Origin of the sequence: Mycobacterium appelbergii (assembly GCF_032883035.1) — a bacterium.
GTDB classification, from domain to species: Bacteria; Actinomycetota; Actinomycetes; order Mycobacteriales; family Mycobacteriaceae; genus Mycobacterium; species Mycobacterium appelbergii.
In genome coordinates, this window is the sequence record NZ_JAMQTH010000016.1 from 36,967 (window position 1) to 52,935 (window position 15,969).

General features: G+C 63.9%; 16 protein-coding genes and 1 pseudogene. 11 read left to right on the plus strand and 6 right to left on the minus strand.

Annotation, left to right across the window (positions count from 1 at the left end):
* Positions 1-17: 17 nt before the first annotated feature.
* Together M1247_RS29900 and M1247_RS29905 are read right to left on the minus strand one after the other, a co-directional pair.
* Complete coding sequence (locus M1247_RS29900; protein ID WP_317160044.1) at positions 18-674, minus strand: SRPBCC domain-containing protein; 657 nt, start codon at positions 672-674, stop codon at positions 18-20.
* Positions 671-1,033 carry an ArsR/SmtB family transcription factor gene (locus tag M1247_RS29905; protein WP_317160045.1) on the minus strand — a complete coding sequence of 121 codons (363 nt, stop codon included), beginning with the start codon at positions 1,031-1,033 and terminating at the stop codon, positions 671-673. The genes M1247_RS29900 and M1247_RS29905 overlap by 4 nt, the downstream gene beginning before the upstream one ends.
* Before the next feature lie 73 nt (positions 1,034-1,106).
* Between M1247_RS29905 and M1247_RS29910 the strand changes: the two genes are divergently transcribed.
* Entirely contained in the window at positions 1,107-1,598 is a 492-nt protein-coding gene (locus tag M1247_RS29910) for a DinB family protein (protein ID WP_317160046.1), read from the plus strand.
* Positions 1,599-1,613: 15 nt separating this feature from the next.
* On the opposite strand, the gene M1247_RS29915 is transcribed toward M1247_RS29910, so the two are convergent.
* Positions 1,614-3,047: a DUF1254 domain-containing protein gene (locus M1247_RS29915; protein WP_410506966.1), complete on the minus strand. Its 1,434-nt coding sequence runs from the start codon at positions 3,045-3,047 to the stop codon at positions 1,614-1,616.
* Positions 3,048-3,183: 136 nt separating this feature from the next.
* Between M1247_RS29915 and M1247_RS29920 the strand changes: the two genes are divergently transcribed.
* On the plus strand, positions 3,184-4,203 hold the full coding sequence (locus M1247_RS29920) for an AraC family transcriptional regulator (protein ID WP_317160170.1): 1,020 nt from the start codon (positions 3,184-3,186) through the stop codon (positions 4,201-4,203).
* 17 nt (positions 4,204-4,220) lie between these two features.
* Here M1247_RS29920 and M1247_RS29925 read toward each other — a convergent pair whose 3' ends face one another.
* The gene (locus tag M1247_RS29925) at positions 4,221-5,126 is read right to left on the minus strand and encodes an MBL fold metallo-hydrolase (RefSeq protein WP_317160047.1); all 906 of its coding nucleotides are present in this window, start codon (positions 5,124-5,126) and stop codon (positions 4,221-4,223) included.
* A 270-nt stretch (positions 5,127-5,396) separates the two neighbouring features.
* Here M1247_RS29925 and M1247_RS29930 point away from each other — a divergent pair, with 270 nt between their 5' ends.
* Positions 5,397-6,374, plus strand: coding sequence for an aldo/keto reductase (locus M1247_RS29930; protein WP_317160048.1), 978 nt, complete (start codon positions 5,397-5,399; stop codon positions 6,372-6,374).
* Positions 6,375-6,401: 27 nt separating this feature from the next.
* Here M1247_RS29930 and M1247_RS36480 read toward each other — a convergent pair.
* A pseudogene (locus tag M1247_RS36480) lies at positions 6,402-6,488 on the minus strand (hypothetical protein); the annotation flags it as partial.
* A 339-nt stretch (positions 6,489-6,827) separates the two neighbouring features.
* On the opposite strand from M1247_RS36480, the gene M1247_RS29935 reads away from it, so the two are divergent.
* The 8 genes from M1247_RS29935 to M1247_RS29970 all read left to right on the plus strand — a co-directional run bounded on the left by M1247_RS29935 (position 6,828) and on the right by M1247_RS29970 (position 15,230).
* Positions 6,828-7,814 carry a substrate-binding domain-containing protein gene (locus M1247_RS29935; protein ID WP_317160049.1) on the plus strand — a complete coding sequence of 329 codons (987 nt, stop codon included), beginning with the start codon at positions 6,828-6,830 and terminating at the stop codon, positions 7,812-7,814.
* Positions 7,815-7,864: 50 nt separating this feature from the next.
* On the plus strand, positions 7,865-8,956 hold the full coding sequence (locus M1247_RS29940) for a galactitol-1-phosphate 5-dehydrogenase (protein WP_317160050.1): 1,092 nt from the start codon (positions 7,865-7,867) through the stop codon (positions 8,954-8,956).
* A 3-nt stretch (positions 8,957-8,959) separates the two neighbouring features.
* Positions 8,960-10,522, plus strand: coding sequence for an FGGY-family carbohydrate kinase (locus tag M1247_RS29945; RefSeq protein ID WP_317160051.1), 1,563 nt, complete (start codon positions 8,960-8,962; stop codon positions 10,520-10,522).
* Positions 10,519-11,481: a sugar-binding transcriptional regulator gene (locus M1247_RS29950; protein WP_317160052.1), complete on the plus strand. Its 963-nt coding sequence runs from the start codon at positions 10,519-10,521 to the stop codon at positions 11,479-11,481. The genes M1247_RS29945 and M1247_RS29950 overlap by 4 nt, the downstream gene beginning before the upstream one ends.
* On the plus strand, positions 11,471-13,018 hold the full coding sequence (locus tag M1247_RS29955; RefSeq protein ID WP_317160053.1) for a sugar ABC transporter ATP-binding protein: 1,548 nt from the start codon (positions 11,471-11,473) through the stop codon (positions 13,016-13,018). The genes M1247_RS29950 and M1247_RS29955 overlap by 11 nt, the downstream gene beginning before the upstream one ends.
* A complete protein-coding gene (locus M1247_RS29960) occupies positions 13,011-14,018 on the plus strand; it encodes an ABC transporter permease (RefSeq protein ID WP_317160054.1) in 1,008 nt (335 codons plus the stop codon). Before M1247_RS29955 ends, M1247_RS29960 begins: the two co-directional genes overlap by 8 nt.
* 34 nt (positions 14,019-14,052) lie before the next feature.
* Positions 14,053-14,745: a deoxyribose-phosphate aldolase gene (gene deoC, locus M1247_RS29965; RefSeq protein ID WP_317160055.1), complete on the plus strand. Its 693-nt coding sequence runs from the start codon at positions 14,053-14,055 to the stop codon at positions 14,743-14,745.
* A 161-nt stretch (positions 14,746-14,906) separates the two neighbouring features.
* On the plus strand, positions 14,907-15,230 hold the full coding sequence (locus M1247_RS29970; RefSeq protein ID WP_317160056.1) for a hypothetical protein: 324 nt from the start codon (positions 14,907-14,909) through the stop codon (positions 15,228-15,230).
* Positions 15,231-15,249: 19 nt separating this feature from the next.
* On the opposite strand, the gene M1247_RS29975 is transcribed toward M1247_RS29970, so the two are convergent.
* Complete coding sequence (locus tag M1247_RS29975) at positions 15,250-15,963, minus strand: universal stress protein (RefSeq protein WP_317160057.1); 714 nt, start codon at positions 15,961-15,963, stop codon at positions 15,250-15,252.
* Positions 15,964-15,969: the final 6 nt, after the last annotated feature.

Here is a 15,969-nt window from a genome sequence, read left to right on the forward strand (position 1 = left end):
ATTCGCATGATATTGCTCTACGGTTCCACATCCTGACCGAGGTAGAAAGCGGTCGTGCGGTTCGCGGCCGCGGTGGCGTCTTCCTCCGGCGTTCCGGCATGTATGGACGCTTCGCCCCAGCTCTCGCTCGCGGCGCGGATGAACCGCTGCGCCGGCGCCGTTTGGGTGAAGGCTTCGGGATCCTGCGGACGGTCCTCCCCTGCCACCAAGTGCAGTGCCAGGCCGAGCAGTGCGAGGTCCCAGCCCACCCCTGTCGCGCCCGGTCCATACTGCGTCCAGAAGTCCGAGTCGGCGTCGCCGGCATGCGTGTGCTCGATGGTCAGCCGCGCACGGTCCCCCTCGTCGTCCACCTGCACGGCCACCTGGCTGGTGTCCCCGGCGAACTCCCATGTCACGGTGAAGGATCGGGGTGGCTCGCAGGCCACCACCTCGCCTGAGGCATTGCCTTCGACCTGGTAGCGGCCCCCAAGTCGCAGGTCGCCGCTGACCGGTGCGAACCAGCGTTCAAGCCGGTCGGCCTGGGTGCACGCCTCCCAGAGGTCGTCCACGGTGGTCGGATAGGACTGACTGATGGTCTGCGTGGTGTGCTGACTCGTCCCGTCACGTTCGATGGCGAGTCCCCGGCGCACCGCTTCCGCCTGGGAGGCGATGATCTGGTCGGATGCGTCCGTCATGGTTTCTCCTTCTTGCTGGTGTGTGTCGGTGTGTCACGTCGCGCCTTTTTGCCGCGGGCGATTTCGGTCCCGAGTGCATCCAGTCGTGGCGCCCAGAACGGCCGGAACGGATCCAGCCACTCATCGATACCGCGTAGTGGCGCGGGGTCCAGTGAGTACAGGCGTCGGGTTCCTTCGGCCCGCATGCCCGCGAATCCCGTCTCCCGCAGCACTTTCAGGTGCTGAGAAACCGCCGACTGGGTGATCCCGAACTCATTCCCGATCACGCGCACGACGTCGCCGGCTGTCAACTCCTCGTCGGCCAGGAGTTCGAGGATGCGGCGGCGTACCGGGTCGCCGAGGACATCGAACGCGTGCACGCCACAATAATAAGCCGCAGTTAATATAAGTCAATCCTGATACGAGTAACTCCGTATCGCTATGGTCGATGCCATGGCTCAGAGTCGACGTCGAAGCGATACGCCACCGCCGGCCACCGGTGGCAGCGAGCGAGAGGTATTGATCGGATTCCTCGACTACCTTCGCAGCTGCGTGCTCAAGAAGGTCGACGGTGTACCAGAAACCGAGGTCCGTACACCGGGTGTCCCCTCGGGTACGAACCTTCTCGGGCTCCTGAATCACCTGATCAATGTCGAGAGATTCACGTTCCTGGGCGAGTCGGTCATGAACTGGCAGAACACTTTCCATCCCGGTCCCGGCGATACGGTTGAGTCGCTGAGCGCCGAATACCAAAGTGTCACAGCACGGGCCAACCACACCGTTCTCGAGTGCGCCGACCTCGAATTGCCGTGCCTGCGGCCGACGCGCCAAGGCCAGCCGCCGTCGATCCGATGGGCTCTCACTCACATGATTGAAGAGACTGCCCGCCATGCCGGGCAGATGGACATCCTGCGTGAGCTCATTGACGGGGCCACCGGCCGGTGACGAGTCAGGGGGTTTCTAGACCCTTTCCGGTTTGGGTGTCTGCCAGGTGCCGTCGAGCGCTGCTTCCTCGGGCCAGTAGAGCCGTTCGAGGAGGCGGAAGGATCCTTCCGGCGCAGGCAGCCAGTTGGATTCCTTGTCCGGCCCGGGTGATTGGTTCTGGACGTAGATGGTGTATCCGCCGTCGGGATCCTGCTTGAGGCTGGGCAACATCGGAGAGTTGATCAGGTACCGGTTGATAGGGTTGGCGACCAGCAGGCTTTGCGGCATCCCGTACATGGTCAAGGACCAGAACGCGCGCACCGGCGGCAGTTGCCCCGGTGCGAACCGGTACACGTAGTTGTTGGCCCCGTCGAGCGGTGCGCCGGTGGAGTCGAGTGTGAAGATCGGATACATCGCTTCGGCTTTGGTGTTGCCGTAGATCCCGTTGACCGCGCCCGACATCCGGTAGAGGTAATTGTCGCCGAGCTGCTCGCGGCTACCGAAGACGTCACCCGCGCCCACGGTGCCGTCGTTGATCTTGGCCTGCAGCCCGTCGAATGCCTTCCACGCGTCGGTGATCGCGCCCTGGAACGCCTCTCGCTGCTGCGGACTCAGATTCTCGGCGTTGAAATCGCCATCCGGGCCGATGCCGATGGAGGCGAACTTCTCTCGCAGTTCTTTCTCCGAATCCAGCACCGGCACGTATTTCAGAACAAAGTTGAGGGTTTCGAAGAACGTCACGGAACGCTTCTGGTCGTCGACGCTGAGCGGCTTGGCGAAGTCGATGTTCGGCGCGGCGGGCGGTGGCTGCTGCTCGAGGAATGCCGACAGCGGCTGCGCCGTGTAGCCGGCCTGGATCTTCTTGACGTTATCGAGGTCGTCTGGATTGAACAGCTGGGTGCGGTAAGCGGCGAACGCGAAATCGGTGTCGGACTTGATGACTTCGGCGATGCCTGCGGGTTTCTCGCCGTGCCAGGTCGGCCCGGCGAGCAGGTATTTGCCACCGCCATTGCCTGTGGTGCGGCTACCGACGTAGGCGAAGTTGTAGGTGTAGGCATCGATGAACTGAACGGAGAAGTAGCGGCCCGCCTCGATGGGCGGGATGGTGAGCACCAGCGGCTCGGCTCGCAAGTCGGCGCCGACGAAGGAGTAGGGCGTGTCGGAGTTGGGCGTCTGGATGGCGGTGTCAGCGGGCGTGGCGACCCGGGCGATGCTGTGCAGCCGGTTCCAAGTGCCCTTGTAGTTCGGATCCTCCTTGTCGACGAAGTAGGAGTACTGAATCCGATAGTTGTCCACCATCGGATACCCGTAGATATAGGCCTGTTTCGCGATTTCTCGGACCTGCTCCATGCTCACCTCGTCTTGTTCGGCCGACTCGTCATTGCCACCGCACGCCGTCATTGCCGCTGTCATCGCTACCGCGGCAACGACACCCGACCAGCGCCCCAACCCGTGAATCCTCAATGCCATCCCCTTCAGCTGGACCGCTTGCCGAGCGTTTCATGATCGCCCGTGCCACGGTCCAGTGAACCGGGCCTGATCATCTTTGCTGCGATCCATGATCGCTGTCTTGACATTTCTGGACATTTTCTTGACCGTACTGGACATGCTGCTGATCCGGGGTTCATCGCTGACAGGGTTCTCGGCGCTGGTGACTGCCCACGGCGGCGACCCCGCCGCCCTGCTGGAACTGGTCAACATCGATCCGGAAGATCTTGGCGAGCGTGACCGCTTCATTCCGTTGCGCAGCGCCATCACCGCCGTGGAGGGCGCGGCCACGGTGCTCAACGTGGCTGATTTCGGCCGTCAGCTTGCGATGCGGCAAAGCATCGACATCCTCGGCCCGGTGGGCGTCGCGGCCCGCACGGCGGCCACCGTCGCCGACGCCTTCGTCATCCTCGACACCTACATAAGTGCGTACAGTCCCGGCATCGCGACGCGCATCGGTACCCATCCCGATGCGTCGTTGGGCCGATTCGAATTCGACTTCCTGCTCAACCCGCCGCCCCCGCAAGCGCAGGCCATCGAACTGGCGCTCGGTGTCACGCTGCGGGTGCTACAACTGTTTCTGGGCACCGCCTACCGGCCGGTGGCCGTGCATCTTCCCCACCCCGCGCTGGCCGCCAAAAACGACTATCGCCGCTACTTCAACTGCCCACCGCAGTTCAATGAGCCGATCGCCGGATTCAGCATGCGCGCAAGCGATCTGCAACGACCGCTCACTCACGACACGCTCGCTCACCAGCTTGCCCTCAACTACCTGTCCACCACCGTGGGCCGGCACACGTGTGGCCTGGCCGACACCCTGCGCAGCGTCATCCGCCAACTGCTACCCACCGGAAACCTGACTGCCGACGTGGCCGCCCGCCAGTTCGGCCTACACCCCAAAACGCTGCGCCGCCGACTGGCCGCCGAAGGAACCACCTTCGCCGAACTGGTCGATCAGAGCCGCCGCGACATCGCCGGCCGGCTGCTACTCGACAGCGACATGAGTCTGGACCTGATCTGCCGCCAACTCGGTTATTCCGAACAGAGCGTGCTCACCCGTTCCTGCAGACGCTGGTTCGACACCACCCCCACCGCATACCGGCAAGCCCGCATCGGGTCTGCGGGCCACCCTTGCTGATGGCACGCCACCACGGCCTAGCGCGGTGGTGGAGCCAGTACCGACGAAGGCACCGGCTCCCACGTCAGTTCCCCGGCGGCAGCAACGATGACCCGGCCGAAAGGCTGATCACCGAAATGGAAGCCGAAGCCGAGAGTGTCGGGCTCGCACAGTTGGGCCAGCAGTCGATGCCGCGCAGATATCACACCCTCCGCGTCCGAATCGGCAGCCGACAACCAATAGGGATGCGTTAATTGCACCAGGCTGTGGAAGGCGTCACCGAACACGATGAGTCGCCTCCCCGCACGTGAGGTGATCACGTATGACGTGTGGCCCGGCGTATGGCCCGACGTGACGACCGCGCGCATATCGGGAACAATTTCGTCCCCGTCGCAAAACAAGACAGGTTCGGTCTGGTCAGATGCGAAATGCGACAGGTTATTTGATGGAGAAGCCGAACCCTCGGTGTGTTCACCTCTTGCGTGCGGTGCCCACTCCTCGGCCGCCAACGTGTATCGCGCGTTCGGAAAAGTCTTGACTCCGTTAAGGAATGCCCAGCCGGCATGGTCGAAATGCAAATGGGTGAATGCCACCACATCGATATCCGCAGGGCTAACTCCAAGTGAGCCAAGCACGTCGATCATCGAACCGCAGTCGACGCTGCCGAACATGAACGTCGTCTTCATCACGCCCACTCCGGTATCGATCAGCACCGTTGAGCCTGCCAGTTCGATCAATAAACCGCCCGCGCTCATGAGCATGTCACCGTTTGGGGTACACAGCTGCGACCAGTGGCCGCTTGGTATTGCGGGGAAGAATTTCTCGGGCCGCAGTCTGAGTATTCCGTCCACCGCATAGGTGGCGACCACATCGTCCATCCTCAAGGACCGCACCGCGGCCGGGCCGCCCGGTCGGCCGATGGACGGTGTCGGTACGGCGTTCATGTGGCGATACTTCGGCCGTGTGTCGAGCGGGACGACCAACCCGCAACAAACCGCCCGACGGCTTCCGATGCGCCGGTGATCAGCGCTCGTCGACAGGTGTATATGTCTGGATGGTATGCCGCGCTGGTCGGTGAGGACAGGTTACTGCTGAAGCCCTCCGTCGAAGCCGGCCGTCAGGCAGACTCGACCTCGGGCCACGCCAGTTCAACTTTTCGACCGGCTGCATAACGTCTGCGCAATCACCTCGCAATCGAGCAGAGAGGAAGGGCGATGTTGTCCCACCGACTCGGCACCTCAGGACTGTCGGTCTCCGAACTCGTCCTCGGTTGTATGAGTTTCGGCGAGCCCACACGCGGCCCACACGAATGGACCCTCGATGAAGAGGCATCCCGGCCACTCATCCGCGCCGCACTCGAAGCGGGCATCACGACCTACGACACCGCTGACCAATACTCAGCAGGCTCCAGTGAAGAGATCGTGGGCAGCGCTCTTGCCGAATTCGCGCGACGAGACGAGATCGTGATCGCGACTAAAGTCTTCTTCCCGACCGGAGCCGGACCCAATACCGGCGGGTTGTCGCGCAAACACATCATGGCCGCCATCGACGCCAGCCTGACCCGCCTCGGCACTGACTACGTCGACCTCTACCAGATTCACCGCTTCGATCCAGACACCTCGGTAGCAGAGACCATGGAAGCATTGCACGACATCGTCAAATCCGGGAAAGCTCGCTATATCGGGGCATCGAGCATGTGGACGTGGCAGTTCGCAAAGATGCAGTACACCGCAGACCTGCACGGCTGGACACGATTCGTATCGATGCAAGACCAGTACAACCTCATTCAGCGCGAAGAAGAACGGGAGATGTACCCCTTCGCCCTCGATCAAGGGATCGGCATTCTGCCCTGGAGTCCGCTGGCACGCGGCCGCCTCACCCGGCCCTGGGGCGAGACCAGCGCCCGAAGCGAAACAGACAAGTTCGGCGCGGACTTGTATCGTCAGGACGAGGAATCCGACCGCGCCATTGTTGATGCGGTCGCCACAATCGCAGACGAGCGCGGTGTCTCACGAGCGCAGGTCGCGCTGGCATGGGTGCGACAGCAGGCCGCGGTCACCGCTCCGATCATTGGCGCGACCAAGCAACATCACCTCAACGATGCCGTCGCGTCGCTCACTCTCGTACTCGATGACGACGAACTAGCCTCGTTGACCGCTCCCTACAGCCCGCGAGACCCGATGGGTTTCTGATGTCAGGGTGCCGATCGTTCAGGGACGTCAGGCCCCAGTTGCTTTGCCGGGATGGAGAGTACCGCGCGGATCAAGTGCCCCTTTGATCGCCGCCAGGGCCGCCAGATTGACCGGCTCGAGTTCCTCTTGTCAGGCCGGTGCGCCTGGCGATGTCGGCGATCTCCTCGATAACTTTGGAATCGAGCCGATTGGGACACGCACGTCGTCAAGCAGCCAGTCCCCCAGGCGTCCGACGCGTCGACGCGCGCGTACAGCCGCATGACCGCGACGATTCTCGTCGTCGACGTGGTACGTCAGGGCTGCAACTGCCCAACTCCTGACCACATCGCAGAGAGTGCCCGTGCGCATATGAGCAATATTATGCGCATGCGTTGACGTGTTCACATTCTGCTCCCTAACGTGATGGTCGTCATGCGCAGCCCACGGCACTGGCGCGCACAGCTAGGAGGAACAGTGAGATTTGCAAAAGCCCTCTCGGGTATCGCGCTCGGAGCCGCGATGGCAGTGGCATTCACCGGATGCTCCGTCCCAGGTGACAACGCCGGCCAGGGCGCCAACACGGTCGCCGAGGGACCCGTGAAGATCGGCTTCAGCCAGGCAACTCAGCAGAGCCCGTTCTATGTCGCGTTGACCGATGCGGCCAAGGCCGAGGCCGAGGGGCAGGGCAACGAGTTCTTCTACGCCGACGCCAACGGCGACGTAACCAAACAGAACAACGACGTCCAGGATCTGATCACCCGCGGCGTCAACGTGCTGGTGATCAATCCGGTCGACCCGAAGGGAATCACGCCTTCCCTGGCCGCAGCCGAGGCGGCGGGCATCAAGGTGGTCACCGTGGACCGACCGGTCGAATCCGGTGCGGCATCGTTCGTCGGGCGTGACAACAAGGCCATGGGTCGGCTGGTCGGCGAAACCGCCCTCAGCACACTCGGGCCCGCAGGCGGCAAGGTCATCCAGATTCAGGGTGACGCCGGCGGTGCAGTAGCGCGCGATCGCCGGGATGGATTCCTGGCCGGCGTGTCGTCCCAGCCCAACATCACTGTCGTCGACGGTCCCTACTGCGACTACACCAGGTCCAAGGCTGTCACAGCCATGCAGGACCTACTGCAGGCCAACCCCGATCTCAAGGCGGTGTACGCGCAGAACGACGATATGGCGATGGGCGCGCTGCAGGTTCTCACCGAGAATCACCGCACCGACGTCAAGGTCTTCGGAGTGGACGGCCTGATGGAGGCGGTGCGTGCCATCGCCACCGGTGATCAGTACGTGGCCACGGCACTCAACGATCCCAATGCCGAAGGCAAGCTTGCCATCCAGACCGCGGTCAAGGTTGCCCGCGGCGAGTCGGTTGATGAGTTCGTGGACGCCGGAACAGGTTTGGTGAACAAGTCCAACGCGCCGTCGCTGGTGGGCGAATCCACTTTCGCCGCGGCCGCATAGCGCTTGCACTCCAGCAGGCCACCCGAGACATCACAAGAGGAGAAACTTCAATGACAACCGAGGCTCCCGCCCCGACAACCGCGTCGGCGCGTCCGGCCCTGCCTCAGGACATGACTGCGGCGGTGATGTATGCGCCCGGTGACATCCGGGTCGAGCAGGCACCGGTACCCCGACCCGGTCCGGGCCAGGTGCTGCTGAAGGTCGCCGCCTGCGGAGTCTGCGGATCTGATATCCCGCGGATGCTGCGTAACGGTGGCTATGTCATGCCGATCATCTGCGGCCACGAGTTCTCCGGCTGGATCGCCGAACTCGGCGATGGTGTCGAGGGATTCGATGTGGGGGAACTGGTGTCGGTCCCGCCGTTGATCCCGTGCCGGAATTGCGAATTCTGCGCCAAGGGCGCGTTCGGACTCTGCGAGAACTACGACTATTTCGGGAGCAGGTCCGACGGCGCTTACGCGCAGTACGTCGTCAGCCCCATCGGCAATCTGTTGAAGTTGCCCGCGGGCATCGACCCACGCGCCGCGGCGATGCTCGACCCGGCCGCCATTGCGCTGCACGGCCTCTGGAAGACCAACCTGAGGGCCGGGCACCGCGTCCTGGTGATCGGCGCGGGACCGATCGGCCTGTTCGCTGTGCAATGGGCAAAGCTGCACGGCGCCAGCCAGATCGTGGCGGTCGACCTGAGTGACGAGAAGGCCGCCATGGCACTGGAGGCCGGTGCCACCCACGCGGTGCAGAGCGCTGAGGAGGCGCGCGCGCTCGGCGGTCGTGGCTTCGACATCGTGCTGGAGTCCGCGGGCGTGCCGGCAACAGCCGATATGGCTGCGAATCTGGCGGGCCCGCACGGGCATGCGGTCTTTGTGGGTATTCCGCACGCACCGGTCACCCTCGACAAGGACACCTTCAACCGGTTCATGCGACTGGAGACCAGCCTGCACGGCTCGTGGAACTCATTCTCGGCGCCGTTCCCCGGCGACGAGTGGCGTACCGCGGCCCAGATGATGGCTGAAGGGAAACTCAAGTGGGAGTTCATGATCACGCATGAGCTATCGCTTTCCGCTCTGCCCGACATGATGAAGCAGCTCGGCGACCGCTCAATCTTCTCGTCAAAAGTGTTGTTTCTTCCCAACGAGAACTGAGCCATGGGAATCCTTCTGACGATCGACCTCGGTACGGAGGGCGCACGCATCGGCGCGTTCACCGAAGACGGCACGCCGTTGGGCACGGCCCACCGCCCCTACTCGACCCACCATCCCCGGCCGGGGTGGGCCGAGCAGGATCCGCGGGACTGGTGGGCCGCGATAACCGCTGCGACCCGTCAGCTGCTCGACAGTGACCCGTGCCGGTCCACCGGACCGGTCATCGCCGTCGCCGCATCGACGACCGCCTCAACGGTAGCGGTGGTCGACGCGGCGGGAATGCCGCTACGCCCGGCGATCTTGTGGATGGACGCCCGCGGCGCGGCCGAATCGGCGCGCACCGCGGAACTCAGTCGGGCACATCCGATCCTGGAATGGTCGGGTGGCTCTGACGCGGCGGAATGGCTGCTGCCGAAGGCGATGTGGCTCAAGAAGCACGATCCTGACGCGTACCGGTCGGCGGCACGCATCGTCGAGGCCGTCGACTACCTCACCTTCCGGCTGACGGGCCGTTGGGTCGGGTCGCAGATGAACGCCGTGTGCAAGTACAACTACGACGCTGTTCATGGACGCTTTTCGGGCGAACTCTATGCCGCGCTGGACATGGCGGACCTGATCGACAAGTTGCCTGACGAGATCGTTCCCGTGGGTGGTGTTGCCGGGACCGTGTGCGACAGCGCTGCAGCCGATCTGGGTATCACGGGCGATGCGGTGGTGGCGGTCGGCGGCATCGACGCGCATGTGTCGCTGCTGGCCTGCGGGGGCACATCCGACGGACTGGTCTCCATCGTTTCCGGCACCTCCTCGGCCATCGTCACCGAAGTGGACACGCCGACCAATTCCAATGAGGTGTGGGGCCCCTACCCGAACGCTTTGAACCACGACAAATGGCTGGTCGAAGGCGGCCAGGTGACCAGCGGTTCGGTACTGAAATGGACGGGCGAATCCATCATGGGGGTGCCCCGTGACGACCTCCCTGCCCTGATCGACCAGGCCACCGCGGTGGACCCGGCATCCCATGGGTTGCGGGCGCTCGATTACTTCATGGGTAACCGCACGCCGCACCGTGAGGCGCGGTTGCGCGGGGCCGTCATCGGACTCACGCTCGGCACCACAAAGGCTGAGTTGTATCGCGCCATGGTGGAAGCCGTGGCGTGCGGCACCCGCGGCGTCATCGATTCGTTCGAACGTTCCGGAGTGCCCTGTACGCGACTGGTGTTCTCGGGCGGCATCGAGCGAAACTCGTTGTGGCAGCAGGTGACGATCGACGTGCTCGGGCGGCCCGCAGAACTGGTGATCGGTGAGAATCTGACGCTGCGGGCCTGCGCGGTGATCGCGGCGACCGCCGCCGGAATCGTTCCGAGCCTGGCAGCCGGTTCCCGCTTGTTCGCCCCGCGGGTCCGGATGCTCGAACCCGACCCCAAGCGGATAGCGGTCTACGAACAGACCTTTGGCGAATATCAACGGTTGACCGAAGCATTGCGGCCGATCATGTGTGACGCCGCGGACGGGGGTTCGGCGCTGAGCACTGGTGGCCGGCCCCCACTGCGGGTGATGCCGTCATGAGCGCGGCCGCCGAGATGAGTCACACCGACCTGCTGCTCTATGTGGCGCAGTGCTATTACGAGCAGCGCCGCACCCAGGAAGATATCGGCTCTGAACTTCATCTCACCCGGTGGAAGGTCGGACGATTGCTCGAGGAAGCCCGCGGCGTGGGTCTCGTCGAGGTCAGAATCGTGCATCCCCAGGCCCGTAGAACTGACCTCGAAGTGGCGATGCGCAGTAGGTTCGGCTTGCGTGAGTGCGTGGTGGTGCCGGGCCCGGACAACCGCGACGCCGACGGCGGGCACATCGCCACGGCAGCAGCCAACTATCTGAAGGCGAACTCCGCCTGGATTACCACCCTGGGCGTCTCCTGGGGCAACACCCTGCAGCAGATTGCCGCGGTGCTGCCCGCCGGGTGGACGAACGGTATCGAGGTCATCCAGGTGAACGGCGGGGTGAGCCGATCGGTACACCCCACGAAGGCTGCCAACATCGTGACGAGCATCGCCCACAGCGGGAACGGGCGGGCCACGCTGTTGCCGGTGCCTGCGATTGTCGAGCGAATCGAAACGCGTGATGCCCTGTACACCGAGGGCTTCGTCGAGGACGTGCTGTCCCGCGGCCGCGCGGCAGATGCCCTGTTGTTCTCGCTGGGCGCGCTGGGCCCGACGTCAGTCCTCGTCGAGTCCGGCGCGGTCACGTCTGCCGAGCTCACCCACCTCGAATCAGCCGGCGCGTGCGGCGACATCCTGGCCCACTACATCACCGCAGACGGTGAGCTCGCTTATCACGACATCGACCGCAGGACAGTCGGTCTCAGCCTCGACGACGTCAGGAACGCCAATTGCGCGATCGCAGTGGCCTCGGGGACCCGCAAGGTTCCCGTCGTCAACGGAGCCCTGACCAGCGGGCTGTGCTCGGTCCTGATCACCGACGAACCCACGGCGCGAGCTGTGCTGGAGTTACCACATGGCAAATAGTCAGAACGCCACATCGACGCAACCGCTCCGCACCGGCGAAGGCGGGACGGTGACCGCGCTGCGGATGGCCGACATCGTGAAAGAGTTCCCCGGAACCAAGGCATGCGACGGTGCGTCGCTCGAGGTGACCAAAGGTGAAGTGCACTGCCTCCTCGGTGAGAACGGTGCGGGCAAGAGCACCTTGATGAAAATCCTGTCTGGTTCCTACACACCAGATTCCGGAACGATCACGCTCGACGGCAAGGAAGTCTCGTTCAGTTCACCGATCGACGGTGTCCACGCGGGCATCAACACGATCTACCAGGAATTGGATCTGATCCCGGATATGACCGTGGCGCAGAACCTCTTTCTGGGTCACGAACCGCTGCGCGGACCGTTCGTCGCACGCCGCGAACGGGACCGTCTGGCCGCCACGGCGATCGCCCGCGTCGGTGGCAACTTCGCACCGTCGGATGTGGTGGCGAATCTGTCGGTGTCCGATCAACAGCTCACTGCCATCGCCAAGGCGCTCACCAGCGACGCCCGCATCGTCGTCATGGACGAGCCCAGCGCCACGCTGACCGACCACGATCTCGCCGAGGTGTTCCGCGTCATCCGTGAACTGACCGCGGCGGGCAAGTCGGTCATCTACATTTCCCACCGGCTCGACGAAGTCAAAGAGATCGGCGACCGTGCGACCGTCATGCGTGACGGCGCCACGGTCGGCGTGTTCGACCTCGCGACGGTCACCAAAGACGAACTGGTCGAGGCGATGATCGGCCGCGAACTGCAATCGCACACGCCTCGCCAATCGCACCGGGACAGTGAGCGAACCGAATTGCTCGAGGTGCGCCGCGCGGTCATCCCCGGTGTGATGGACGTGTCGGACATCTCGGTTCGGCGCGGCGAGATCATCGGGTTGGCCGGGCTGGGCGGTGCTGGACGTTCCACGCTACTGGCCACTCTCTTCGGCGACCGGTCCGCGACGCTGGACCTCACCTTGAGTGGCGAACGCATCACCCGCCAGACGCCGCGAGGTGCCGTCGCTGCGGGAATCGGCCTGGTCCCCGAAGATCGCAAGAGCCAGGGCTTGTTCCTGGAACAGTCGATCCTGCGTAACGCCGGAATCGCGGCGCTGGCCCCGTTCGGCATCAACCCGATGAAGGCCGCCAGGCGGCTGTGTGCGGCTCCGCTGCAGCGCCTCGGCGTGAAATTCGCCAGCATCGATCAGCCGGTCGGTGAGCTCTCCGGCGGCAACCAGCAGAAGGTCGTGCTGGCCAAGTGGATGACCCGCGGCATCGACCTACTGCTACTCGATGAGCCCACCCGCGGACTGGATATCGGCGCGAAGGCCGATCTCTTCGAACAGGTTCAGGCGTTGGCCGAAGCCGGGGTGGGGGTGTTGATGGCATCCAGCGAGCTGAGTGAGCTCACCGAGAACTGCGACCTGATCTGGGTCATGCACGAAGGCAGGAATATCGCCGCCTACGACCCGAGAACCACATCGCCGGCGGATATCGCCCGCTGCATCGTCACAGGAAGAACCGACAATGACTGACCTCCTTGAAGGACCCGCTCCGAAGTCGCCGTCCACGACGGCCATCAGCGCCCGCACCCGCCGCCAGAACATCATGGTCCGGTTCAATCTCCTGTTCATCTTCGTTGCGCTGTTTGTCGTCGCATCGGTCACTGCCCCGCAGTTCCTCACCTCGCAGAACCTGGCGAACCTGCTTCAGCAATCCAGCCTGACCGGCATCGTCGCAATCGGTATGACGGTGGTGATCCTCACCTCGGGCATCGATCTGTCGGTGGGAAGTGTTGCGGCACTGTCAGGAATGGTGGTGGCGATCCTCATCGGGATGGGGATCCCCTGGCCGGTGGCAATGGCACTGGCAATCTTGAGCGGGCTGGTGCTCGGCGGGGTCATGGGCGGCTTGAGCGCCTACCTGGCGCTCCCGGCGTTCATGGTGACGCTGGCCGGGATGCAGAGCATCCGCGGGCTCACCTTCCTGACCACCAACGGCACGCCGACAACTGCCGAAATTCCCATCGGCCTGCGGTTTCTGGGTGCGGGATCAGTGGCCGGCATCCCGGCCGTTGGACTGATCTTCGTCATCACCACCCTGATCGTCGGCTTGGTGCTGCGCCGCACGACTTTCGGCGAACATGTCTACGCAGTCGGCAGCAACGCCAAGGCGGCACGGCTGTCCGGACTGCCGGTGCAGCGCATCACCACGGCCGCATACGTGATTTGCAGCGGGTTGGCCGCATTGACCGGAGTCCTGCTGACCGCACGGCTGACCATCGGCCAGCCCACCGCGCATACCGGACTGGAATTGGATGCGATCGCCGCCGTGGTGCTCGGCGGCACCAGCCTGTTCGGTGGAAAGGGCGGCGTGATGGGTACATTCATTGCGGTGCTGCTGCTGTCGGTACTGCGCAACCTGTTCAACTTGCTGGGTTTGAGCTCGTTCTTCCAGATGGTGGTGACGGGACTGATCCTGGTCGCGGCACTGATCATGAACTACGTGCTCGACCGTCAAAGCAAAACCGCCTGAAACCCCGAGAGACAACAGAAGGATGCTGAATCTGATGACCACCCCACCGACTGCAGCGCAGGTCGCCGCGATGATCGACCACACGTTGCTCAAGCCGGAGGCCACCACTGCCGACGTCAAGGCACTGATCGACGAGGCATCGGCGTTGGGCGCCTATTCGGTATGCGTGTCACCGTCGATGCTCCCGATCGATCTCCCGTCCGGTTCTGCACTGAAAGTCGCTGTGGTGTGTGGCTTCCCGAGCGGAAAGCACAGCTCGTCGGTGAAGGCGTCCGAGGCAGCCGAGGCAGTGCGCCGCGGGGCCGACGAGATCGACATGGTCATCGATATCGGTGCGGCCAAAGAAGGCGCGTTCGACCGCGTGGAAGCCGACATCGCGGCGGTGCGGGCGGCCGCTCCGACGCCGACGGTGCTGAAGGTGATCATCGAATCGGCCGCGTTGACCGACGACGAGATCGTGGCGGTGTGCCGCGCTGCCGTGGCGGCACACGCCGACTTCGTCAAGACGTCAACGGGTTTCCATCCAACCGGCGGTGCCTCTGTGCACGCTGTCGAGCTGATGCACCGTACGGTCCACGGCGACGGCCTTGAGGTGAAGGCGTCCGGCGGGGTGCGCACCCTCGAGCAGGCGCAGGCGATGATCGCCGCGGGCGCCACCCGGCTGGGCGTGTCGGGGTCGCGGGCATTGCTGAGTGGGCCCGGGGCCGAGGGGGTTTCCGGCTACTGAGGTTGGGGACCACGGCGCGCCACTCCGGGCCTTTGAATTCGGCCTGAATTCGATGTGTGGCATATTTTGATGTGGATTCGATATGAGTTTGCGGATCGCGTGAATATCACTACTTAGGGTTAATGCGGCCAGATCACATCAAAAAGGAATGGCGAACCCTAGTGAAATCGAAGGTAAAGAACACCACCGCAATCTCTGCCGGATTGTTTGCCGCAGGAACCGTTCTGACCGCGCCGGCTGCGGCTGCGCCCTCTCGTGAGTCAGCCAGTCAGACCATCAGCCAGTTGCAGAGCGAGGGTTACCGGGTGATCGTGAGCAAGGTCGGCAGTGGACCGATCGACGATTGCACCGTGAGCGCTGTTCGGCAGGGGCGCTCGGTGACCGGACCGCAACCGCCGCCCGTCGCGAACGGAATCACGATGATGGGACCTGGCCAGGTTTTGCAGTACACGACGGTCTACGTGGACCTGGACTGCAAACGCTGATGAATGGTGTGTCCGGTCGTCAATGACGGACCAACAACATCGATCGGTTGGCGTCGCTGAGGACGGGATGATAGTCGGGCCAGACCAATCGGGCCACGGATTCAGCCTCGGTGCTGCCCACCACCGCCAGTTGAATTGAGTCGCTGGGGATTTCCTGACGCTGAATTCTCCGATGGCATCCGGTGACGGTTGTCACGTAAACATCCGGATAGCGCCGCACCCAGCTGTCGATTCGCATGTCGATGAGCAGTACCGGCGCCCTGCGGAGGCGCGCTTCCTCCATAGCGCGGTAAACGACGGCGTCGTTATCGGCCTCGTCGTTCTGGATTGCGGCGATCCATCCGGTATTTGATCCACGTGCAGCGCCGGCCCGGACGACCGCTACCGGGCAGTGCGCATACCTGGCAAGGGCGACCGCCGTCGGGCCGAGTGGCATGCGAGCGCATGGACCCCTACCCCGCGATCCGACGCACACCATCACCGCCCGGCGAGATTCGGCGACGAGCACGCAGCCGGCACGTCCGTGCACGATCACGGTTTCGACCCGGACCTGCCTTCCCATGCCTTCGATGGTCATCTCCGCCCGGCGCAAGGCCGACTGATGGCACACCTGCTTCTCGCCGCAAACGTGCACAAGGCGCAGGGGTACGCCACGGCTTGCCGCTTCGTCCACCGCCCACGTGGCGGCGTCAAGCGCGGTTTGAGAGCCATCGATGCCGACAACCACCGGCATCGGCCC